22 protein-coding genes are annotated in these 20,664 nt (G+C 71.6%); 7 read left to right on the top strand and 15 right to left on the bottom strand.

The window, feature by feature from the left end:
- Positions 1–200 precede the first annotated feature (200 nt).
- The 4 genes from AC21LY_RS06815 to trpB are packed head-to-tail and all read right to left on the bottom strand — an operon-like array spanning position 201 to position 5,232.
- Positions 201–1,829 (bottom strand): ABC-F family ATP-binding cassette domain-containing protein, encoded by a 1,629-nt coding sequence (locus AC21LY_RS06815; protein WP_489045599.1) that lies wholly within the window; start codon positions 1,827–1,829, stop codon positions 201–203.
- A gap of 54 nt (positions 1,830–1,883) precedes the next feature.
- Positions 1,884–3,077 carry a GGDEF domain-containing protein gene (locus AC21LY_RS06810; RefSeq protein WP_489045597.1) on the bottom strand — a complete coding sequence of 398 codons (1,194 nt, stop codon included), beginning with the start codon at positions 3,075–3,077 and terminating at the stop codon, positions 1,884–1,886.
- Between the two features lie 26 nt (positions 3,078–3,103).
- Positions 3,104–3,886, bottom strand: a complete 783-nt coding sequence (gene trpA / locus AC21LY_RS06805) for a tryptophan synthase subunit alpha (protein ID WP_489045595.1) — start codon at positions 3,884–3,886, stop codon at positions 3,104–3,106.
- Complete coding sequence (trpB, locus tag AC21LY_RS06800; RefSeq protein ID WP_489045593.1) at positions 3,883–5,232, bottom strand: tryptophan synthase subunit beta; 1,350 nt, start codon at positions 5,230–5,232, stop codon at positions 3,883–3,885. The genes trpA and trpB overlap by 4 nt, the downstream gene beginning before the upstream one ends.
- Positions 5,233–5,319: 87 nt before the next feature.
- Here trpB and AC21LY_RS06795 point away from each other — a divergent pair, with 87 nt between their 5' ends.
- The 4 genes from AC21LY_RS06795 to AC21LY_RS06780 are packed head-to-tail and all read left to right on the top strand — an operon-like array spanning position 5,320 to position 8,733.
- Complete coding sequence (locus AC21LY_RS06795) at positions 5,320–6,033, top strand: GNAT family N-acetyltransferase (RefSeq protein WP_489045591.1); 714 nt, start codon at positions 5,320–5,322, stop codon at positions 6,031–6,033.
- Positions 6,030–6,941 (top strand): amino acid ABC transporter permease, encoded by a 912-nt coding sequence (locus tag AC21LY_RS06790; protein WP_489045590.1) that lies wholly within the window; start codon positions 6,030–6,032, stop codon positions 6,939–6,941. Before AC21LY_RS06795 ends, AC21LY_RS06790 begins: the two co-directional genes overlap by 4 nt.
- Positions 6,938–7,729, top strand: a complete 792-nt coding sequence (locus tag AC21LY_RS06785; RefSeq protein WP_489045588.1) for an amino acid ABC transporter ATP-binding protein — start codon at positions 6,938–6,940, stop codon at positions 7,727–7,729. Before AC21LY_RS06790 ends, AC21LY_RS06785 begins: the two co-directional genes overlap by 4 nt.
- Complete coding sequence (locus AC21LY_RS06780) at positions 7,726–8,733, top strand: ABC transporter substrate-binding protein (RefSeq protein ID WP_489045587.1); 1,008 nt, start codon at positions 7,726–7,728, stop codon at positions 8,731–8,733. Before AC21LY_RS06785 ends, AC21LY_RS06780 begins: the two co-directional genes overlap by 4 nt.
- A 42-nt stretch (positions 8,734–8,775) precedes the next feature.
- Here the strand turns inward: AC21LY_RS06780 and AC21LY_RS06775 are convergent, their stop codons facing one another.
- Positions 8,776–9,504 (bottom strand): GntR family transcriptional regulator, encoded by a 729-nt coding sequence (locus AC21LY_RS06775; protein ID WP_489045586.1) that lies wholly within the window; start codon positions 9,502–9,504, stop codon positions 8,776–8,778.
- A 99-nt stretch (positions 9,505–9,603) separates the two neighbouring features.
- Between AC21LY_RS06775 and AC21LY_RS06770 the strand changes: the two genes are divergently transcribed.
- On the top strand, positions 9,604–11,031 hold the full coding sequence (locus AC21LY_RS06770; RefSeq protein WP_489045585.1) for a sugar porter family MFS transporter: 1,428 nt from the start codon (positions 9,604–9,606) through the stop codon (positions 11,029–11,031).
- Positions 11,028–11,927: an N-acetylglucosamine kinase gene (locus AC21LY_RS06765; protein WP_489045584.1), complete on the top strand. Its 900-nt coding sequence runs from the start codon at positions 11,028–11,030 to the stop codon at positions 11,925–11,927. The genes AC21LY_RS06770 and AC21LY_RS06765 overlap by 4 nt, the downstream gene beginning before the upstream one ends.
- Here AC21LY_RS06765 and trpC read toward each other — a convergent pair.
- The 3 genes from trpC to AC21LY_RS06750 are packed head-to-tail and all read right to left on the bottom strand — an operon-like array spanning position 11,924 to position 15,037.
- Positions 11,924–12,742 (bottom strand): indole-3-glycerol phosphate synthase TrpC, encoded by an 819-nt coding sequence (trpC, locus tag AC21LY_RS06760; protein ID WP_489045583.1) that lies wholly within the window; start codon positions 12,740–12,742, stop codon positions 11,924–11,926. The genes AC21LY_RS06765 and trpC overlap by 4 nt on opposite strands.
- A gap of 40 nt (positions 12,743–12,782) precedes the next feature.
- On the bottom strand, positions 12,783–13,484 hold the full coding sequence (locus tag AC21LY_RS06755; RefSeq protein ID WP_489045582.1) for a TIGR02234 family membrane protein: 702 nt from the start codon (positions 13,482–13,484) through the stop codon (positions 12,783–12,785).
- The gene (locus tag AC21LY_RS06750) at positions 13,481–15,037 is read right to left on the bottom strand and encodes an anthranilate synthase component I (RefSeq protein ID WP_489045581.1); all 1,557 of its coding nucleotides are present in this window, start codon (positions 15,035–15,037) and stop codon (positions 13,481–13,483) included. Before AC21LY_RS06750 ends, AC21LY_RS06755 begins: the two co-directional genes overlap by 4 nt.
- Before the next feature lie 37 nt (positions 15,038–15,074).
- Here AC21LY_RS06750 and AC21LY_RS06745 point away from each other — a divergent pair, with 37 nt between their 5' ends.
- On the top strand, positions 15,075–15,533 hold the full coding sequence (locus AC21LY_RS06745; protein WP_489045580.1) for a peroxiredoxin: 459 nt from the start codon (positions 15,075–15,077) through the stop codon (positions 15,531–15,533).
- 25 nt (positions 15,534–15,558) lie between these two features.
- Here AC21LY_RS06745 and hisI read toward each other — a convergent pair whose 3' ends face one another.
- The 7 genes from hisI to AC21LY_RS06710 all read right to left on the bottom strand — a co-directional run bounded on the left by hisI (position 15,559) and on the right by AC21LY_RS06710 (position 20,218).
- Positions 15,559–15,933: a phosphoribosyl-AMP cyclohydrolase gene (gene hisI, locus AC21LY_RS06740; RefSeq protein ID WP_489045579.1), complete on the bottom strand. Its 375-nt coding sequence runs from the start codon at positions 15,931–15,933 to the stop codon at positions 15,559–15,561.
- Entirely contained in the window at positions 15,930–16,706 is a 777-nt protein-coding gene (gene hisF / locus AC21LY_RS06735) for an imidazole glycerol phosphate synthase subunit HisF (protein WP_489045578.1), read from the bottom strand. The genes hisI and hisF overlap by 4 nt, the downstream gene beginning before the upstream one ends.
- Positions 16,707–16,730: 24 nt before the next feature.
- Positions 16,731–17,594 (bottom strand): inositol monophosphatase family protein, encoded by an 864-nt coding sequence (locus tag AC21LY_RS06730; RefSeq protein ID WP_489045577.1) that lies wholly within the window; start codon positions 17,592–17,594, stop codon positions 16,731–16,733.
- Positions 17,594–18,328: a bifunctional 1-(5-phosphoribosyl)-5-((5-phosphoribosylamino)methylideneamino)imidazole-4-carboxamide isomerase/phosphoribosylanthranilate isomerase PriA gene (gene priA / locus AC21LY_RS06725; RefSeq protein WP_489045576.1), complete on the bottom strand. Its 735-nt coding sequence runs from the start codon at positions 18,326–18,328 to the stop codon at positions 17,594–17,596. Before priA ends, AC21LY_RS06730 begins: the two co-directional genes overlap by 1 nt.
- Before the next feature lie 65 nt (positions 18,329–18,393).
- A complete protein-coding gene (locus AC21LY_RS06720) occupies positions 18,394–18,666 on the bottom strand; it encodes a hypothetical protein (RefSeq protein WP_489045575.1) in 273 nt (90 codons plus the stop codon).
- On the bottom strand, positions 18,663–19,292 hold the full coding sequence (gene hisH, locus AC21LY_RS06715; RefSeq protein WP_489045574.1) for an imidazole glycerol phosphate synthase subunit HisH: 630 nt from the start codon (positions 19,290–19,292) through the stop codon (positions 18,663–18,665). Before hisH ends, AC21LY_RS06720 begins: the two co-directional genes overlap by 4 nt.
- Before the next feature lie 161 nt (positions 19,293–19,453).
- On the bottom strand, positions 19,454–20,218 hold the full coding sequence (locus AC21LY_RS06710; protein ID WP_489045977.1) for an IclR family transcriptional regulator: 765 nt from the start codon (positions 20,216–20,218) through the stop codon (positions 19,454–19,456).
- Positions 20,219–20,664 lie beyond the last annotated feature (446 nt).

The following is a 20,664-nucleotide window of genomic DNA, read 5'->3' as shown; positions in this document are numbered from 1 at the left end:
GGCATCCCGCGACACAGCCTTGGATGTTCGGGTCCGGGGAGTGAGGCGATGCGTGGAACGAAGCGTATCGCCTTCTATGTCGATCACGGGGGAACGCCGCTACGTTCGCTTCTGGCTATTCAAAGCCTATGCTCAACACACGCCTCGAACGCGACCCAGAGGTTTCGCGCGGTTCAGACTAGGCGGGGCCGCCTACCGGATTACGCGAGCTCGATGAGCTCCTGGTACTCGGCGTTCCAGTGGTCCTCGGTGCCGTCGGGCAGCAGGATCACGCGCTCGGGATTCAGCGCCTCGGCGGCACCCGGATCGTGCGTGACGAGGACGACCGCACCCTCGTAGGAGCGCAGCGCTTCGAGCACCTGCTCGCGGCTGACCGGGTCCAGGTTGTTGGTCGGCTCGTCGAGCAGCAGCACGTTCGCGGCGGAGGAGACGAGCCCGGCCAGCGCGAGGCGGGTCTTCTCGCCGCCGGACAGGGTGCCGGCGGGCTGCTCGAGCTGCGGGCCCGTGAACATGAACGCGCCCAGCAGCCCCCGGAGCTCCTGCTCCCCCGCATCGGGTGAGGCGTGGCGGATGTTGTCCCACACCGAGGCCTCGTCGTCGAGGGTGTCGTGCTCCTGCGCGAAGTAGCCGATCTTCAGGCCCCGCCCGGGCTCGAGACCGCCGGTATCGGGCTTCTCGACGCCGGCGAGCAGCTTGAGCAGCGTGGTCTTACCCGCACCGTTGAGGCCGAGCACCACGACGCGGGAACCCTTGTCGATGGCGAAGTCCACGCCGGTGAAGATCTCGAGGCTGCCGTAGGTCTTGGTCAGGTTCTTGACCATGAGCGGCGTCTTGCTGCACGGCGCGGGCGCGGGGAACTTGATCCGCGCCGTCTTGTCCTCGACGCGCACGTCGTCGAGCTCCGCCATCATCCGCTCGGCGCGGCGCAGCATGTTCTGCGCAGCCACGGCCTTGGTCGCCTTGGCGCCCATCTTCGCGGCCTGCACGCGCAGGGCGCCGGCCTTCTTCTCGGCGTTGGCACGCTCGCGGCGGCGGCGCTGCTCGTCGGTGGCGCGGGCGTCGATGTACTTCTTCCAGCCCATGTTGTAAACGTCGGCCTCCCCGCGCACGGCGTCGAGGAACCACACGCGGTTCACGACATCGTTGAGCAGGTCCACGTCGTGGCTGATCACGATGAGGCCGCCGTCGTGGTTCTGCAGGAAGGTGCGCAGCCAGCCGATCGAGTCGGCGTCGAGGTGGTTGGTGGGCTCGTCGAGCAGCAGCGTGGTATCCGATTTGCCGCCGGAGCCGTCGGAGGCGGCGAACAGGATCCGGGCGAGCTCCACGCGGCGGCGCTGGCCGCCCGAGAGCGTCCGCAGCGGCTGCTCCAGTACCCGCTCCGGCAGGGCCAGGCTGTTGCAGATCCGCGCCGCCTCCGACTCGGCCGCGTAGCCGCCGAGCGAGGCGAAGCGCTCCTCGAGGTTGCCGTACTTGCGCACCGCGGTGTCCAGCTCGGCACCGACGAGCTCGGCCATGCGGACCTGCTGCTTGGCCATCTGCGCCACGATCTGGTCGAGGCCGCGGGCCGAGAGCACCCGATCCTTGGCGAGCACGTCGAGATCGCCCTCGCGGGGATCCTGCGGCAGGTAACCCACGTCGCCGCTGGAGATGATCCGCCCCGCGTAGGGTTCGCCCTCGCCGGCGAGGATGCGCATCGTGGTGGTCTTGCCGGCGCCGTTGCGGCCGACGAGTCCGATCCGGTCGCCCGCCTGCACGCGCAACTGGTCGCCCGGAGCGGTCAGCAGGGTGCGGACGCCGGCGCGCACTTCAAGGTCGGTCGCGGTGATCACGAGGAGCCAGTCTACAGGCGCACGAGAGCATCCCATGCCCCGCGAACGCCCGGGTCAGGCCGGCACATCGGCGACGAGATATGCGTCACCACCGGCGCGCTTGGCCGCGTACATCGCCTCGTCGGCAGCCACCAACAGGTGCTTGATGCGCCGGTCGCCCGCCGCCGCGGGGCGCCAGGCGATCCCCACGCTCGCCGTCACGCCGCTCACCACGCCGTCGGCGGCGGATCCTGCGCAGCGCAGCGAGGCCACGCACTCGGCGGCCAGCCGTGTCGCGGCCCGCTCCGAGTCGAGCGCGGCGATCAGGATGAACTCGTCGCCGCCCTGGCGCGCCACCAGCTCGACGCCGGGCACCGCGGCCAGCCGTGCGGCGGCATCCCCGAGCACCCCGTCGCCGACGGAATGGCCGCGCCCGTCGTTGATGTCCTTGAACCGGTCCAGATCGACGACGGCGACCGCGACCACCCCACAGGTGCACAGGCCGGCGAATTCGGGCGCCTGCGCATCCCAGCCGCGCCGGTTGAGCATCCCGGTCAGGGCGTCCCGGACGGACTCGTCGGTGAGGACGACGGCTTCCGACCGCGACCACTCGATCACGAACTGGAGCGCGGCGGGGAACGCGAAGACCATCATGACGGCCATCGCGACGTACGGGGTCAGTTCCGCTGCGTCCCAGCCCTCGAACCACCACGCCCAGCCCGCGAGCCCAGCGATGACGGCCAGCCCGAAGCAGCCGTGCAGCAGCGCGATCCGCCACCCCATGATGAAGCCCACGGGGATGCCGACCACGGTCAGCAGGCACACGTACATGAATCTGCCCTCGATCGTCGCGAGGGTCCCGATGTCGAGGAGCAGGAGCAGGTCCAGCAGCGCTACGAGCCCCAGCGCCCGCTCCCGCGAAGGGAACGGCAGGAACCGCCAGATGAGGCCGCCGACCACCAACGCGGCCGAGACCGCCAGGTTCAGCCCGCGCGGCAGCACACCGTGCGGGCCGAGCGGCAGCGCCTGCGCGCACAGATTGATCACGCCGACGGTGAGCATGGTCGCGCCGATCAGCCGCATGCCCCACCGGGAGAACCGCGGTTCCCGCTGCGCCAACTCGGCGAACAGGGTGTACTGGGCCGTACCCGCCGTGCGCCACTCGTCACCGTCGGCGAGGGCGCGGAACGCACGCACGGCCAATCTCGGGAGCGCGTTGTATCCGTCCGAGTAGCTCCCCCATGCCCGCTGGAGCCAGTCTTCCGTCACAGCGCGCTCGTTCTCACCAGGGCTGCTCAGCGACCCGCGCGAACGCCCGACGCGAGGTCCGCCGTCAGGGATCGCACCGCGTCGAGGGACTCACCCGCGGCGCTGACCAGGGCGGACCCCACGATCACCGCGTCCGCGTACGCCGCGATCTCCGCGGCCTGAGCCCCGGTGCGCACACCGAGCCCCACGCCTACCGGGATGTCCGAGACCTCGCGGATGCGCGCGACCAGCTCGGGCGCGACGTTGTCGACCGCGTCCCGGGCGCCCGTGACGCCCATCGTCGACGCCGCGTAGAGGAACCCCGACGAGGCCTTCGCCGTCATCGCGAGCCGCTCCGGCGTCGAGGACGGCGCCGCGAGGAAGATCTTGTCCAGGCCATGCCGATCGGCGGCCTCGATCCACTCGTCCGCCTCCTCGGGAATGAGGTTCGGCGTGACCAGACCCTTGCCGCCCGCGGCGGCGAGGTCCCGGGCGAAGGCCTCGACGCCGTACTTCAACACGGGATTCCAGTACGCCATCACGACGGGCGCGCCGCCGGCGGCGGCCACCGCCTCGGCGTAGGAGAAGATGTCGCGTACGCGGATGCCGCCGCGCAGGGCGTCGTCGGCGGCGCGCTGGATGACGGGGCCGTCCATCACCGGATCGCTGTACGCGACCCCGAGCTCGACGATGTCGGCGCCGGACTCGACCATCGCGACGACGGTGTCGATGCCGCCCTGCTTGGACGGGTACCCGCAGGGCAGGTAGGTCACCAGCGCGGCGCGGTTCTCCGCCCGGCACTGCTCGAAGACCGGTGCCAGAGCGCTCACTTGTTCTCCCCCTCGACCTCTGCGCTGCGCGAAGCCTCGTCCCGCAGCTCGGTGTTCCGCCGTTCCGTGTTCAGCTCCGCGCCGATCACCTTCTGTCCCACGACATCTCCCTGCTCGTCGAGCAGCCCGAACCACTTGCCGGCGGTGTCCACGTCCTTGTCCCCCCGCCCGGACAGGTTCACCACGATCACGGCGCCGGGTCCCAGTTCGCGCCCCAGCTCGAGCGCCCCGGCCACGGCGTGGGCGGATTCGATCGCCGGGATGATGCCCTCGGCGCGGCACAGCAGCGCGAAGGCGTCCATCGCCTGCGCGTCGGTGACCGGGACGTACTCGGCGCGGCCCGCCTCCTTGAGCCGGGCGTGCTCCGGGCCGACGCCCGGATAGTCCAGTCCGGCGGAGATGGAGTGCGATTCGATGGTCTGGCCGTCCTCGTCCTGCAGGAGGTACGAGTACGCGCCCTGGAAGGCGCCCGGGGTCCCGCCGGTGAACGTCGCGGCGTGGCGACCGGTCTCGACGCCGTCGCCCGCGGCCTCGCAGCCGACCAGGCGCACCCCCTCGTCGCCGATGAACGGATGGAAGATGCCGATCGCGTTGGAGCCTCCGCCCACGCACGCGACCACGGCGTCGGGCAGGCGGCCCTCCGCCTCGAGGATCTGCGCGCGCGCCTCCATGCCGACGATGCGCTGCAGGTCGCGCACCATGAGGGGGAACGGGTGCGGGCCCGCGGCGGTGCCGAAGCAGTAGTACGTGGTGTCGGCGTTGCTGACCCAGTCGCGCAGCGCCTCGTTGATCGCGTCCTTGAGCGACGCCGAGCCCGAGGCGACGGCGATCACCTCGGCGCCGAGCAGGCGCATCCGCGCGACGTTGAGCGCCTGGCGGTCGGTGTCGACCTTGCCCATGTAGACCACGCACTCGATGCCGAGCAGCGCGCACGCGGTGGCGGTGGCCACGCCGTGCTGACCGGCGCCGGTCTCGGCGATGACCCGCGGCTTGCCCATCCGCTTGGCGAGCAGCACCTGGCCCAGGACGTTGTTGATCTTGTGGCTGCCGGTGTGGTTGAGGTCCTCGCGCTTGAGGTAGATCTTCGCCCCGCCGGCGTGCTCGTTCAGGCGCACGCACGGGTACAGCGGCGACGGGCGGCCGGTGTACTGCCGCTGCAGGCGGTCCAGCTCCTCCAGGAAGGTCCGGTCGGAGCGGACCTTCTCGAACTCGGCGGTGACCTCCTCGATCACGGCCATGAGGGCCTCGGGCACGTGACGCCCACCCCACGCGCCCCAATGGCCCGTCCCATCCGGCTCGTAGGCCGATCGTTCGGACAGTCCGCTGCTCGCTACTGGGAGGTTCACACGACGATTATCCCCACCCCGTCAAAGTGAAATCACGGCGACGCCAAAGGTTCCGCGAAACCCGCTCCGCGACGAGTCTTTCCGGACATGACCACCACTATCGGAGACGTCCTCGACGATCCCGTCCGGACGTCCCTGTACGGCGCGCACGCCCGGTTCCGGATCGGGGACGGCGCCGTCGTTCGCTACCGCCCGGACGTCGCGCGGTTCGTCGGACACCCGCAACAGCCGACGGCGCAGGACTTCGCCGCACTGGCCCGGCTCGCCGCCCCCGGAACGCCGCTCTCCCTCCGGGGCTACCGGGGCCCACTCCCCGCCGGGTGGCGGATCGTCGACGAGGTCCCGTTGGTCCAGTACGACGGTGCGGCGCTCGCCACCGCACCGGACGACGAGGCCGAGGTGCTCGGGCCGCGGAACGCGGACGAGATCCTGGACCTGGTCGCGCGCACCCGCCCGGGCCCGTTCGAACGGCGCACCGTCGAACTGGGGTTGTACCTGGGCCTGCGGGACCGCTCCGGGCGACTCATCGCGCTGGCCGGCGAGCGACTGCGCCCACCGGGCTGGACGGAGATCAGCGCGGTCTGCACCGATCCCGCGCACCGCGGCCGCGGCCTCGCGACCCGCCTGGTCCGCGCCGTCGGCCATCACATCCGCGCCCGCGGCGAGACCCCCTTCCTCCACACCTCCGCCGAGAACGCGCCGGCCCGCGCGGTGTACGAGGGGCTCGGCTTCGAACTGCGCGCCGCGATTCCCCTGCTCCTCGTCCTTCCGCCCACCACCGACCTCTCCGGAGCCTCATGACCCTCGCGCTCACCGGGCCGCAACCCGCGACCGCCGATCCCGAACTGGCGGAACTCGCCGACCTGCCCGTGCGCCACCGCGTCCAGTGGGCCCGCTGGCTCGCCGTGGCGGTCGCGGTCGTCCTCTTCGCCCAGCTGATCGTCTCGGCGGTGACCAATCCGCGCTTCGACTGGCCGACCTTCGGCGCCTACCTGTTCAGCCCCACGATCCTCGAGGCGCTGTGGTTCACGGTGCAGCTCACCGCGATCGGCGCGGTCGCCGGCTTCCTTCTCGGCGGGGTGCTCGCCCTGGCCCGCCTGTCCGGCAACCGCGTGCTGGCGGCGTTCGCCTTCGGCTTCGTCTGGCTCTTCCGGTCCGTCCCGCTCATCGTGCAGATCCTCTTCTGGGGCTACCTCGGCGCGCTCTACCCGACGATCGGCCTCGGCATCCCGTTCGGCCCCACGTTCGTCGACTCGCCCACCAAGGACCTGCTGTCCCCGTACACCGCCGCGGTGATCGGCATCGTGCTGCACCAGGCCGCGTACGGTTCCGAGATCGTCCGGGCCGGGATCCTCGGTGTCGCGCCGGGCCAGCACGACGCCGCCCGCGCCCTGGGCATCCCGCCGGCCGCGCACCTGCTGCGGATCACCCTGCCGCAGGCACTGCGCACCATCGTGCCGCCCGCGGCGAACGAGGTGATCGGCCTGCTCAAGGGCACGACCGCGGTCTTCATCCTGGCGCTCCCGGACCTGTTCTACCAGGTCCAGGTCATCTACGGCCGCAACGGCCGGATCATCCCGCTGCTGCTCGTGGCGGTCGCCTGGTACGCGCTGCTCACCACCGTCCTGTCCGTCGGCCAGCACTACCTCGAGAAGCGCCTGGCGCGCGGCTACGGCGCCACGTCCACGACGAAGGAGACGACAGCATGACCGTCACCGCACCGCGCCCGCGCCTCGAAGCCGTGGGCCTGACCAAGCGCTTCGGCCACGACGAGGTCCTGCGCGGCGTGGACCTCACCGTCGCCCCGGGCGAGGTGGTCTCGATCATCGGGCCGTCCGGGTCCGGGAAGTCCACGCTGCTGCGCCTGCTCAACCACCTCGAGGAGCCCAGCTCCGGGGTCGTCCGGGTCGACGGTGACCTCATCGGGGTCCGGCGCCGCGGCGACCACCTCGTCGCGCTGCGCGAACGCGAGCTACGACGGCAGCGCGCCCGGATCGGTTTCGTCTTCCAGCAGTTCAACCTCTTCCCGCACCTCACGGCCGCGGAGAACGTCGCCCGGCCCCAGCGCCTGACGCTCGGCCGCAACCGGTCCGAGGCCGACGAGCGGGCCCGCGCACTGCTGGACCGCGTCGGCCTCGGCGCGCACGCCGGTCATTACCCCGGTCGGCTCTCCGGCGGCCAGCAGCAGCGCGTCGCGATCGCGCGCACCCTCGCGCTCGACCCCGAGCTGATCCTGTTCGACGAGCCGACGTCCGCACTCGACCCCGAGCTGGTCGGGGAGGTGAACGCGGTGATCGCCGAGCTGGCCGCCGAGGGCCGGACCCTCGTGGTGGTGACCCACGAGCTGGCCTTCGCCCGTCGGATCTCCGACCGCATCGTCTTCCTCGACCGGGGCCGCATCGTCGCCGTCGGATCGCCGTCCGCCGTGCTCGACCGTCCCGCCACCGACCGCACCCGCACCTTCCTCGCCCATTGGACCGCCAAGGAGACCGCATGACCATCCGGACCACCGCCCGACATCGCCTGCCCGCCCTCGCCGCGGCGGTGGCCCTCGCGGGCGCCGTGCTGGCGGGTTGCGGCGGGCAGACCACCGAATCGACCACCGCGAGCGTCACCGGCGCGGCGGGTCAGCACCTCAACCTGACCAGCAAGCAGGACCGCATCGTTCCGGCGAAGAACGAGGCCGCGGCGGCCCTGCTCCCCGCGGCGGTCCGCGACCGCGGCACCCTGCGCGTCGCCCACGGCTCGGGGGCCGGCAACGCACCGTTCTACTTCCCCGCCACGGACGACGAGCGGGTGTTCATCGGCGACGAGTCGGACATCGCCCACCTCATCGCGGGCGCGCTCGGGCTGAAACTCGAGGAGTCCAACACGTCGTGGGAGGGGCTGTTCCTGGGGATCGACAGCGGCCAGTTCGATCTCGGCGTCTCCAACATCACGGTCACGGAGGCCCGCAAGCAGAAGTACGACTTCGCCACCTACCGCAAGGACGACCTGGCGGTGGAGGTCCAGGAATCGTCCCCCTTCACCTTCGCGGGCGGCGACTCGTTCTCGGGGAAGACGGTGGCCGTCGGCTCGGGCACCAATCAGGAGCGGATCCTGCAGCGCTACGACGCGGACCTGCGCGCCGCCGGGAAGCCGGGGATCACCATCAAGAACTATCAGGACAACACCGGGGTCTACGCCGCCCTGGCCTCCGGCCAGATCGACGCCTACTTCGGCCCGAACCCGATCTCCGCCTTCCACGTCGCGCAGACCAAGGGCACGCCGAACGCCACCAAGATCGTCGGCCGGGTGTCCGGTGCGGGCGCCACGCTGCAGGGCCTGATCGGCGCCACCACCCGGAAGGACAGCGGCATCATCCACGCCGTGCAGGCGGCGCTCGAGTCGACGATCCGCAGCGGCGACTACGCGAAGGTGCTGCAGCGCTGGGGACTCGAGGCGGAGGCCGTTCCCGCCTCGGAACTCAACCCGCCCGGGCTGCCGATCACCGGCAAGTGACCCGACGGTGCGGCGCCCCGGAATCGTGGCGCCGCACCGCGCTCAGTCGGACGTCGTCGCGCGGGCGACGAACTTGAACCGGTCGCCCCGGTAGACGCTGCGGGTCCACTCCAGGGCCACACCGTCGGCGTCGCGGCCGAGGCGGTGCACCATGAGCAGCGGATGCCCCGCCGTGACCCCGAGCAGCTCCGCCTCCGACGGCGCCGCGAGTGCCGTCTCGACGGTGTCCTCCACGGCGGTGATCGACCGTCCGTAGTGCTCGCGCAGCACCCGGTACAGGGACGCCTGCTCCTCCAGTCGCGGGCCGAGGCCACGCAGCGGCCCGCGCAGATGCGCCGTCTCGATCGCGAGGGGCTCCTCGTCGACGATGCGCAGCCGGCTCACGCGGTAGACCCGCGCCCCCCGCGTCAGCTCGAGCGCCGCCTGCGTCTCCGCGTCCGCGGTCACGTGATCGCACGACAGGAGGCGGGATCGCACCGACTTCCCGTCGACCCCGAAGTCCTCGCTCAGCGACGTCAGCTGCCGGACCCGCACCACCTTGGGCGGGGCGACGTAGGTTCCGCTGCCGTGTTCGCGCCGCAGCACGCCCTCCGCGGAGAGCTCCGCGAGCGCCTTCCGCAGCGTGGTGCGCGAGACGCCGAGCTGCTCGGCCAGCCGGCGTTCAGCGGGCAGCGTGTCCCCGTGCCCGAGGTCGCCGATCCGGCGCTGCAGTTCGAGCTTGGCGCGGAAGTAGCGCGGCGGCTCGCTGTGCGACGTGGGTGTGATCGTCATGTGTTCCACATTACCCCTTGACGCCGAAAGTGGTCTATGCCACTCTAGTCGTACTTCAAGTGGTCTACACCAATTGAAGCCGACCTCAAGGAGAAAGAAATGAGCGGTACGCAGGCTGCGAAATCCAGCGCGGTCCTCGTCGGCATCGCGGCGGCGAGCCTCGGCGTGATCTACGGATACGACACGTCGAACATCGCCGCGGCGAAGGACTTCATCCGGGCCGACTTCGGCCTCGGCGACGGGATGACCCAGGCGCTCGCCACGGTCGTCGTCGTGGGCGAGATCCTCGGCGCGATCGTCGGCGGCTGGTTCGCCAACAAGATCGGCCGCCGGAAGGCGATGATCTCGGTGGGTGCGGGGTACACCCTGTTCGCACTGTTCGGCGCGCTCGCGCCGGTGGTCCCGCTCCTGCTCGTGGCGCGGTTCCTGCTCGGCCTCACGGTGGGCGTCTCCGTGGTGGTGGTCCCCGTCTTCGTCGCCGAATCGGCGCCGGCCAAGCGGCGCGGCGCCATGCTCGTCGCCTACCAGTTCGCGACGATCGTCGGCATCATCCTCGGGTACATCCTGGGCTACCTGCTCGCCGGCCTCGGCACCACGTCGTGGAAGTGGATGCTCGGCGTCGCCGCCGTCCCCGCGATCATCGTCACCCTGCTCCTGGTCCGGCTGCCCGATACCGCCCGCTGGTACATGACCCGCGGCCGCGAGACCGAGGCCCGCTCGGCGCTGCGGTCCGTCGAACCGGATGCGACCCCGGCCGAGATCGAGGCCGAGCTCGACGAGATGCGTGCGCAGCTGTCCGACGAGTCGGGCGGCAAGCTCAGCCAGCTCTTCCGCAAGCCCTACCTGCGCGCCACCTTCTTCGTGGTCGTCCTCGGCTTCTTCATCCAGATCACCGGCATCAACGCGATCATCTACTACAGCCCGGACATCTTCGCCTCGATGGGCTACGACGGGAACTTCGGCAAGTACATGCTGCCCGCCTTCGTGCAGCTCTTCGGCCTGCTCGCCGTGGTCGTCTCGATCTTCACCGTCGACAAGTTCGGCCGCCGTCCCATCCTGCTCGGCGGCATCGGCACCATGGTCCTGGCCTTCGCCGTGATGATCCTCGCGTACCAGATGGCCGACGGTGACTTCAAGAGCCACGAGACGGCGGGCGTCGTCGGCTTCGCGGGTCTCGTCCTCGTGGTCATCGGCTTCTCCTTCGGCTTCGGCTCGCTCGTCTGGGTCTACGCCGGTGAAGCCTTCCCGGCCCGGCTCCGCGCCTACGGCTCCTCTGCCATGCTCACCTCGGACCTCGTCGCGAACGCCATCGTCGCACAGGTCACCCTCACGATGCTCAACAGCCGGCTCCTGGGCGGCACCGGCACCTTCGCGGTCTTCGGCGTCCTCTCCGTCGTCGCCTTCCTCTTCGTGCTCAAGTTCGCCCCGGAGACAAAGGGCCGCAAGCTCGAGGACATCCAGCACTACTGGCAGAACAACGGCAACTGGCCCGTCGAGGGCGAGAACACCGCGGCGGTCGCCCGATGAGCGGCGCGGTGATCGGCCTCGACATCGGAGGCTCGAAGACGCAGGCGATCCGCGCCGAGAACGGCGTCGTCGTCGCCGAGGCGCTCGCGGGCAGCGCCAACATCTCCTCCGTGGGCCGCGAGGAGGCCGGACGTCAGCTCGACATCGCCCTCGCCCGGCTCGGCGTCGACGGCGTGGGCGCGGTGTGCGCCGGCGCCGCTGGTGTCGAGACCCCGGCGGGCGCGGCCACACTGACCGCCCTGTTGGCCGAGCGGATCCCGGGTGCCCGGGTCCGCGTGGTGCACGACAGCCAGCTGATCCTCGCCGCCGCCGGCGTCCGGGACGGCGTGGCGGTCATCTCCGGCACCGGCGCCGTCGCCTGGGGCCGCTCCGGCGACAAGCACGCCCGCGCCGGCGGCTGGGGTTACCTGCTCGGGGACGAGGGCAGCGGCTACTGGGTCGCCAAGGAAGCGGTGCGCCGCACCCTCATCCGCCTCGATCGCGAGGAGCCGGCCGATCACCTGGGACAGCAGCTCGCCGCCGACTGCGGCCTGCAGGACACCGACGAGCTGCTGGACCACTTCTACGCGCAGCAGGAGCGGCGGTACTGGGCCGGCCGCGCCCGGGTGGTCTTCGAGCTCGCCCAGTCGGGCGATCCGGTGAGCACCGACATCGTCGACCAGGCGGCGATCGCCCTGACGGACATCGCGGTCTCGGTGGCGGAGCGGATCGGCTCCACGGGCCCGGTGGTGCTCGCGGGCGGCCTCGCAGTACATCAACCCGCCCTGCAGCGCCGGGTCCGGCATCACCTGGGTATGCGCGGGATCTCCGACCTGCGGGTCCTCACCGTGGACCCGGTCCGTGGTGCCATCCAGCTCGCGCAGCGCGAACTGGAGCGGCGCGGCCCGAAGGTCTAGCGCGCGGGGCGCGGGCAGCTGGGGTGCGAGCCGGCGGTCACGAGGTCGGCGACAGCCGTCCGCGGATCGCCGGCCGTGACCAGTCCCTCGCCCACGAGCACCCCGTCGGCACCCTGGCCGGCGTAGGTCAGCAGATCGTGGCTGTCCCGCACGCCCGACTCGGCGATCTTGATCACCGAGGAGGGCAACCCGGGGGCGATCCGGGCGAAGGAATCGCGATCCACCTCGAGGGTCTTGAGGTTGCGGGCGTTGACGCCGATGACGGTGGCACCCGCCTCCAGCGCGCGATCCGCCTCCTCCTCGGTGTGCACCTCCACGAGCGCGGTCATGCCCAGCGACTCGATGCGGTCCAGCAGCGAGACCAGGACCGGCTGCTCCAGCGCCGCGACGATGAGCAGGACGATGTCGGCACCGTGCGCGCGGGCCTCGTGCACCTGGTACGGCGAGACGACGAAGTCCTTGCGGAGCACGGGGATCCGCACCCGTTCGCGGACCGCGTCGAGATCCGCCAGCGAGCCCTTGAAGCGACGCTCCTCCGTGAGGACGCTGATCGCGCGGGCTCCCCCGGCCTCGTACTCGGCGGCGAGGTGCGCGGGGTCGGCGATACCGGCCAGGTCGCCCTTCGACGGGCTGGCGCGCTTGACCTCGGCGATGACGGCGATACCGGGCGCGCGGAGAGCGGCGGTGGCATCGATCGCGGGCGGCGCGCTCTTGGCGGCGGCCTTCACCGCGGCGAGGTCGAGGCGGGCCTCACGGGCTGCCAGGTCCGCGCGCACACCCTCGATGATCGAGTCGAGAGCAGTGGGAGAAGTCACGGCTGCGGGCCTTTCGTGGATCGTGCGGCGTGCTCCAACATTAGCCCTCGCGCCGGGGACGCTCGGGTCCGCCCCCCTCCTCGGCCGCGGAGCGGACACCGGCCGTTCGGGTCGGGTCGTCGCCGCCGTCCAGTGCGTCCCACAGGTCGCGCTCCGACGCGGGCTCCGCCCCGGCACCGTCGAAGACCTTCTGCTCGAGCTCGGCGCGCCGCGCGGCCGGCGAGACGTACTTCGAGCCCATACCGCCGCCGCGCAGACCGCGCATGAGCAGGGCCGCGGCCGCCGCGGCCAGCACGCCGCCCAGGATGGCCACGGACGGGCCCGCGGCGGTCGGATCGACCTGGGAGATGTAGTCCTTGTTGCCCATGACCACGGTTCCCGCGTCGCCGTTCGACGGGGCGTCGCGCAGGACCTTCTCGAGGTAGCCGACGTCCGGCTCCCGCGTGAGCACCGTCACGGCGGGGAAGGCCGCACCGATCGCCGCGACGGCGACGATCACCGCGACCAGACCCCGGGCCCAGTTCTTGAGCGCCAGCCCCGCGGCGATCGCCGCGAGGAAGACCAGCCACAGCGCCGTGAGCGCGGGCGCCCAGACGTGCCCGGCGACGTCCATCGAGCGCTCCGGCGAGAGCCCGTCGGCGATGGTCACGCCCATCCACGACATCCGGCTCGAACCCCAGACCGCGCCCGCCGCGCCCGCCAGCAGGATCGCGACCAGCCCGAGGTTCCGCTTGGCGTTCACGGTGTCCCCTCGCTCGCGGCCCGCATGGTGTTGGCGGCGGCCACCGCCTTGAGCGCGGCGAGCGCCTTGTTGCGGGACTCGTTGTACTCGTACTCGCCCACGGAGTCGGCCACGACGCCGCCGCCGGCCTGGACGTACGCGACGCCGTCCTTGAGCACGGCGGTACGGATCGCGATCGCGGTATCGGCGTCGCCGGAGAAGTCCAGGTACCCGACGATGCCGCCGTACAACCCGCGGCGCGTGAGTTCGGCCTCGTCGATCAGCTCCATCGCGCGCACCTTGGGCGCGCCTGTGAGCGTGCCCGCCGGGAAGCACGCCGCGACCGCGTCGAGCGCCTGCCGGCCCGGCGCCAGGTCACCCGACACCGTGGAGACCAGGTGCATGACGTGGCTGTACCGCTCGATCCGGCGGTAGTCGGTCACCCGGACGGTGCCGGGCGAGCAGACCCGTCCCAGATCGTTGCGGCCGAGGTCGACGAGCATGAGGTGCTCGCTGTTCTCCTTCTCGTCCGCGCGCAGGTCCTTCTCCAGCAGCAGGTCGTCCTCCGCGGTGGCGCCCCGCCAGCGGGTTCCCGCGATCGGGTGCGTCGTCGCGGTCCCGTCGGTGACGGTGACCAGGGCCTCCGGGCTCGAACCGACGATGGAGAAGGCGAGGGAGCCGTCCGGCGCGGGGACCTGCACGAGGTACATGTAGGGACTGGGGTTCGACGCGCGCAGGACGCGGTAGACGTCGATCGGGTCGGCGTCCGAGGGCACCGAGAAGCGCTGCGAGGGCACCACCTGGAAGGCCTCGCCCGCCTCGATGTCGCCCACCAGCTTCTCGACGATCGCGCTGTACTCCTCGACGGTCCGCTGCGCCGTGACGTCCGGCTCGGGCCGGGTGAAGGACGCGACCGACGACGCGAGCGGCGCCGCGAGGGCGGCCTCCATGGCGTCGAGCCGGCGGACGGCGTCGGCGTAGGCCTCGTCCACCCGGTCGGCGGAGCCGTCCCAGTTCACCGCGTTGGCGATGAGGGTGATCGTGCCCTCGTGATGGTCGATCGCGGCGAGGTCGGTCGCCAGCAGCCAGACCATCTCCGGCAGCTGCAGGTCGTCGACCGTGGTGTCGGGCAGCCGCTCCAAGCGGCGCACCGCGTCGTAGGCCAGGTAGCCGACCATGCCGCCGTTGAGCGGCGGCAGCCCGTCGATCGGCTCCGAGCTCAGCAGCCGCAGCACCTCGCCGAGGGCCTCCAGCGGGTCACCGCCCGACGGTGCGCCCGCGGGCGCCTTCCCGATCCAGGCGGCGACGCCGTCGACGACGGTGAGCGCGGACGGCGCGGGAGCACCGACGAAGGACCACCTGCTCCAGGACTGGCCCGCGGCCGCGGACTCCAACAGGAAGGTGCCCGGACGTCCGCCGGCGAGCTTGCGGTACGCAGAGAGCGGGGTCTCGGCGTCGGCGAGCACCGTTCGGATCACGGGGACCACACGGTGGAGTTCCGCGAGCGCGAGGAACTCGCCTCGGCTGGTGGTCGCACCGTCGGGCTGCAGGTTCGTGTGCTGTGCGGTAGTCATCGCCGTCCATTATCGCCCTGCCGGTAGGTTCACGGACATGCGCATCGGTCGGCAGGCCCCCGAGTTCGCCCTCCCCGACCGCACGGGCACCGTCCGCACTCTTTCCGAGCTCCGCGGCGACGGCCGGGCCGCGGTCTTCTTCTACCTCACGGCGGGACTGCCCGTGTGCGTCGCCGAGGTCGGCCGGTTCCGCGATGCGGGCGACGAGTTCGACCGGCTCGACACGGCCCGGATCGGGATCAGCATGGACCCGCTGGTGCGCACGCAGGCCTTCGCCGACGTCATGGAGCCGGGATTCCCCCTGCTCACCGACGCCGACGGTGCCGTCGCCGAGCAGTACGACGTCAAGCGAGGCAGATTCGCCGTGGCGCCGGTGCGGCGCCGGACCTTCCTCGTCGACACCGACGGGACCGTGCTGCACGTCGTGGTCGGCGAGCTGCGCGCCGTCGCGCACGTCGAGGAGACGCTCGCCTTCCTCCGCACGCTCAGCGGCTAGCCGTCAGTCCGGGGCGAGCAGCAGGTCACCGCTCGCGGGCGAGCAGCAGGTCACCGTCGAAGCAGGTGTGCGTGCCGGTGTGGCAGGCGGGACCGGTCTGGCGCACCGTCAGGAGCACGGTGTCCCCGTCGCAGTCGAGCCGCACGTCCCGCACCTCCTGCACGTGGCCGGACGTCTCGCCTTTCACCCACAGCTGCTGCCGCGACCGGGAGTAGTAGGTGCCCCGGCGGGTGGCCAGCGTCAGCGCGAGGGCCTCGTCGTTCATCCACGCCATCATCAGGACGTCGCCGGTGCCCTCCTCCTGGGCGATCGCGGCGACGAGGCCGTCGGCGTTGCGCTTGAGCCGGGCGGCGATTCCCGGATCGAGCCCCGACTCGAGGGGAGCCTCGGGCCCGCTCATCGCCGCACCACCAGCCCGTGCGTGGCCATCTCGTCCTTGACCTGGCCGATCGTCATGTCCCCGAAGTGGAAGACGCTGGCGGCGAGCACCGCATCGGCCCCCGCCTCGACGGCCGGCGCGAAGTGCTCGACCGCACCCGCCCCGCCCGAGGCGATGACCGGAATGTGGACCGCCGCGCGCGCGGCGGTGATCATGCGCAGGTCGAAGCCGGCCTTGGTGCCGTCGGCGTCCATGGAGTTGAGGAGGATCTCCCCCACACCCAGCTCCTCGCCGCGGCGTGCCCACTCGATCGCGTCGATGCCGGTGCCCTTGCGCCCGCCGTGTGTCGTGACCTCCCAGCCCGACGGTGTCGCCTCGTCCCCGTCCGGCACGGTGCGGGCGTCGACGGACAGGACGATGCACTGGCTGCCGAACCGGTTGGACAGCTCGCGCAGCAGCTCGGGGCGCACGATCGCGGCGGTGTTCACGGAGACCTTGTCGGCGCCGGCACGGAGCAGCGTGTCGACGTCCTCGACGGAGCGGACGCCGCCGCCGACGGTGAGCGGGATGAAGACCTGTTCGGCGGTGCGGCGGACCACCTCGAGCATGGTGCCGCGCCCGGAGCTCGACGCGGTGACGTCGAGGAAGGTCAGCTCGTCGGCACCCTGCGCGTCGTACGCGGCGGCCAGCTCGACGGGGTCGCCGGCATCGCGCAGGTTCTGGAAGTTGACGCCCTTGACGACGCGCCCGTCGTCGACGTCCAGGCACGGGATCACACGCACGGCCACCGTCATCGGTTCCGCCTCCTTCGAAAGTCTTTAGTAGCCCAGCGTTCCGGGGTGTCCCGGGTCGCCGCGGTAGTCCGACGGTGCGCCCACGGACCGCACGATCGCCAGCAGGTCGTCGTACACGCCGGGCGCCCCGGCGAGGACGGAATCGGAACCGACGTGCCAGTCCTGCCCCGCCAGGTCGGTGGCGCGGCCGCCGGCGGCGAGCACGAGGGCCACTCCGGCCGCGTTGTCCCACGGGTGGTGGCCGAAGACCACAGCGCCGCCGAGCGCCCCGGACGCGGTGTAGGCGAGGTCCACGCCGGTCGAGCCGAACTGCCGCACCCGCGCCACGCGCCGGGAGATCTCGCCGAGGATGGCGTAGCGGTAGTCCCCGGGGAAGTGCCCGTTGCTGCCGCGGCTGAAACTGCCGACGGCGATCATGGCGTCGTCGAGCCCGGCCTCGCCCAGCGCCGGCAGGACCTCGCCGCGATTGCGGACCGGGCCGCCGACGTGGCCGGCGAAGGCATCGCCGACGAGCGGGAACCAGGCGAGGCCCGCGACGGGCCGCCCGTCGTGCAGCAGGCCGAGGAGCGTGCCGGTCGCCGGGTAGCCGGCGGAGTAGTTGAAGGTGCCGTCGATCGGGTCGAGGACCCAGACGGTGCCGTCGTCGACGGCGGGTCCGCCGTACTCCTCGCCGTGCACCGGGACGCCCGTGGCGTCGGCGACCGCCGCGGCGATGCGCCGCTCCAGCTCCAGGTCGAGGTCGGTGGCGAAGTCCGCGGGTCCCTTCGCGACGGAGGCGGGCGCGCCCACGCCCTCGACGAACCGGGGTGCGGCGGCGTCGAGCGCCTCGCCGGCGAGAGCGAGGAGCCGGTCGGGGTCGGCGGTGAAGCCGTCGGGTAGCGCGGCCACTAGCGCGACACCGCGTCGAGCGCCTCGGGGAGGGTGAACCGCCCGGCGTAGAGCGCCTTGCCGATGATCGCCGAGTCGACGCCCTGGTCGACGAGGGTCGCGATCGCCGTGAGGTCCTCGAGCGCGGAGATGCCGCCGGAGGCGACGACGGGCGAATCGGTCGCGGCCGCGACGGCGGCGAGCAGGTCGAGGTTGGGGCCGGTCAGGGTGCCGTCCTTGGAGACGTCGGTGACCACGTACCGGCTGCAGCCGTCGTTGTTCAGCCGCTCCAGGACCTCCCACAGGTCACCGCCGTCGGTGACCCAGCCGCGGCCGCGCAGCCGCCACTGCCCGTCGAGCTGCTTGACGTCGAGACCGACGGCGATCTTGTCGCCGTACCGGGCGATGGCGCTCGCGCACCACTGCGGGTTCTCGATCGCGGCGGTACCGAGGTTGACGCGGGCGCAGCCGGTCGCGAGGGCCGCGGCGAGCGAGTCGTCGTCACGGATGCCGCCGGACAGCTCGGCCTTGATGTCCAGCTCGCCGATGACCTCCGCCAGGAGCTCGCGGTTGCTGCCCTTACCGAAGGCGGCGTCGAGATCGACGAGGTGCACCCACTCCGCCCCGTCGTTCTGCCAGGCGAGGGCGGCGTCGCGCGGCGACCCGTAGGCCGTCTCGCTGCCGGCCTCCCCCTGCACCAGGCGCACGGCCCGGCCCTCGGCGACATCGACTGCGGGAAGAAGTACCAGACTCACGCAACAAGCCTAGTTGATCGACTCGGGTGGTCTGTCGAGGCCGGAACCCGAACGCTCTGTGAGCTCTACGCCCCGGACTGCCGCCCCTCGGCATCGTCGGCCTTCGACCCGCTCGCGGCACTCTCGGAGTCGGCGACGGCGCGCCCGACCATGCGCCGGGAGACGAACCCCATCGCGGCGACCGCGCCGACGAGCCCGACCGCCACGATCAGCAGCCCGACAACAGGATTGGGACGCAGCACCGTCAGCAGCAGGACGGCCACACCCAGGACGGCGACCGCCGCGCCGAGGGAGAACAGGGCGAGCCGTCCGAGGGAGAGTCCGCCCTTGCCGGTCACAGCGTGTCCACCCAGTTCCTGAGCAGGACGGCTCCGGCGTCACCGCTCTTCTCGGGGTGGAACTGTGTGGCCCACAGCGGACCGTTCTCCACCGCGGCGACGAACCGGCCGCCGTGATCGGCCCAGGTCACCTTCGGAGCGCGGATGTGGTCGGCGATGTCCAGCTCCCAGCGCTGCGCGGCGTAGGAGTGCACGAAGTAGAAGCGGGTCTCGGCGTCGGTGCCCGCGAACAGCTTCGAGCCCTCGGCGGCTTCGACGGTGTTCCATCCCATGTGCGGAACGACCTCGGCCTGCAGCCGTTCGACGGTGCCGGGCCACTCGCCGCAGCCGTCGGTCTCCACCCCGAACTCGATGCCCCGGTCGAACAGGATCTGCATGCCCACGCAGATGCCCATCACGGGCCGCCCGCCCGCGAGCCGCTCGCCGATGATGCGGTCGCCCTGGACGGCCTTGAGGCCCGCCATGCACGCCTCGTAGGCGCCGACGCCGGGGACGAGGAGACCGTCGGCGGCGAGTGCGGTCCTCGCGTCCGACGTGACGGTGACATCCGCCCCGGCCCGTTCCATCGCGCGGTGCGCGGAGCGGATGTTGCCCGAGCCGTAGTCGAGGATCGCCACCTTCTTCATGCCGTCCAGCCTAATCGGCCCCGAGGAGCCGGTGTCTCGCAGCACTCGGCCACCGACGGCCTCCGGTACTTCGGCGCCCCCGATTCGGCTCCTCCCCACCGCAACGCCACCGCTCCCGGTGCGGGGCCACGTGTTCCTCCCGCGGACCGCGCCCCGAATCGTCAGATCTCGCGGGCACCGATGAGGGCGTCGGAGATGATGGCGGTCGCGCGCTTGAGGGCGGGGATCGCGCGGTCGACGAAATCCTCACCGAGCCGGGAGACGGGGCCGGAGATGCCGACGGCCATCGGGGTCGGCGCGCCGGGCACCGCCATGGCGTAGCAGCGCACGCCCACCTCCTGCTCCTCGTCATCGATGGAGTAACCGCGGGCGCGCACCTTCTCGACCTCGGCGAAGACACCGGAGAGGGTGCTCACGCTGTTGGGGGTCGGCGCGGGAATACCCGCCTGCCCGACGAGCTTGACGATGCGGGCGTCGTCGAGCTCGGCGAGGACCGCCTTGCCCACGCCGCTGTTGTGCAGGTTGACCCGGCGCCCGGCCTCGTTGTTGGTGCGCATGCTGTGCTGCGAGGGCACCTGCCCGGTGTAGATCACCATGTCGCCGTCGAGCACCGCGAGGCTCGCGGTCTCCTCGAGCTCGTCGACCAGTGACTGCAGGACGGGCACGGCGACGGCGCCGAGCTGACGGTTCGCGACCTCGCCGAGCCGGATCAGCCGCGGCCCGAGGGCGTACCGGCGGTTGGGCAGCTGCCGCACGTAACCGATGCCGACGAGAGTCCGCAGCAACCGATGGATCGTCGGCGGCGGGAGGGGTGTCCCGGCCGACAGTTCGCTGAGCGAACACTCGCCGCCCGCGCGCCCCATGAGTTCGAGCAGTTCGAAGGCGCGCTCCACCGACTGCACTCCCGACGTGGACTTGCCCGCCATATTCGCCTCTCCCGAGATCGGCTCTTCGCTCTTCCACTGTGACGGTACGCGCATGATTCCATTGCTCGTTCCGTATTACGGTACTTATTTCGCCGCACGGCGGCTCGATCATCCGCGCCGTCACAGCATGCTGGAAGTCCGCCGCCACGATACGGAACCACACCGGGCCGTCCGAAGCAGCGCCAAGGGGCACCGCGGGGCGCTGCGCGGCGCTGCGAGGCACCGACGAAACGTCCGCTCGGCCTACCGGCACCCTTGGGGCACCGTCGAAGTCACCCGAGGCGCGTCGACGAATCGCTTGACAGCCCCGAAGGCGCATGCTTCACTCGACGTGACCGGAATCACATTTCCGGAGGGCGGAACGCATTCTGCGTAGCCCCACGCACGATCGCCACCTCGCGTCGTCATCGATCACACCCCATCACCACCGCCGCTCCCTCCGCGGA

This window comes from Tsukamurella sp. II2bb (genome assembly GCF_057815145.1).
This window is presented reverse-complemented; position numbering and strand designations above follow the sequence as displayed.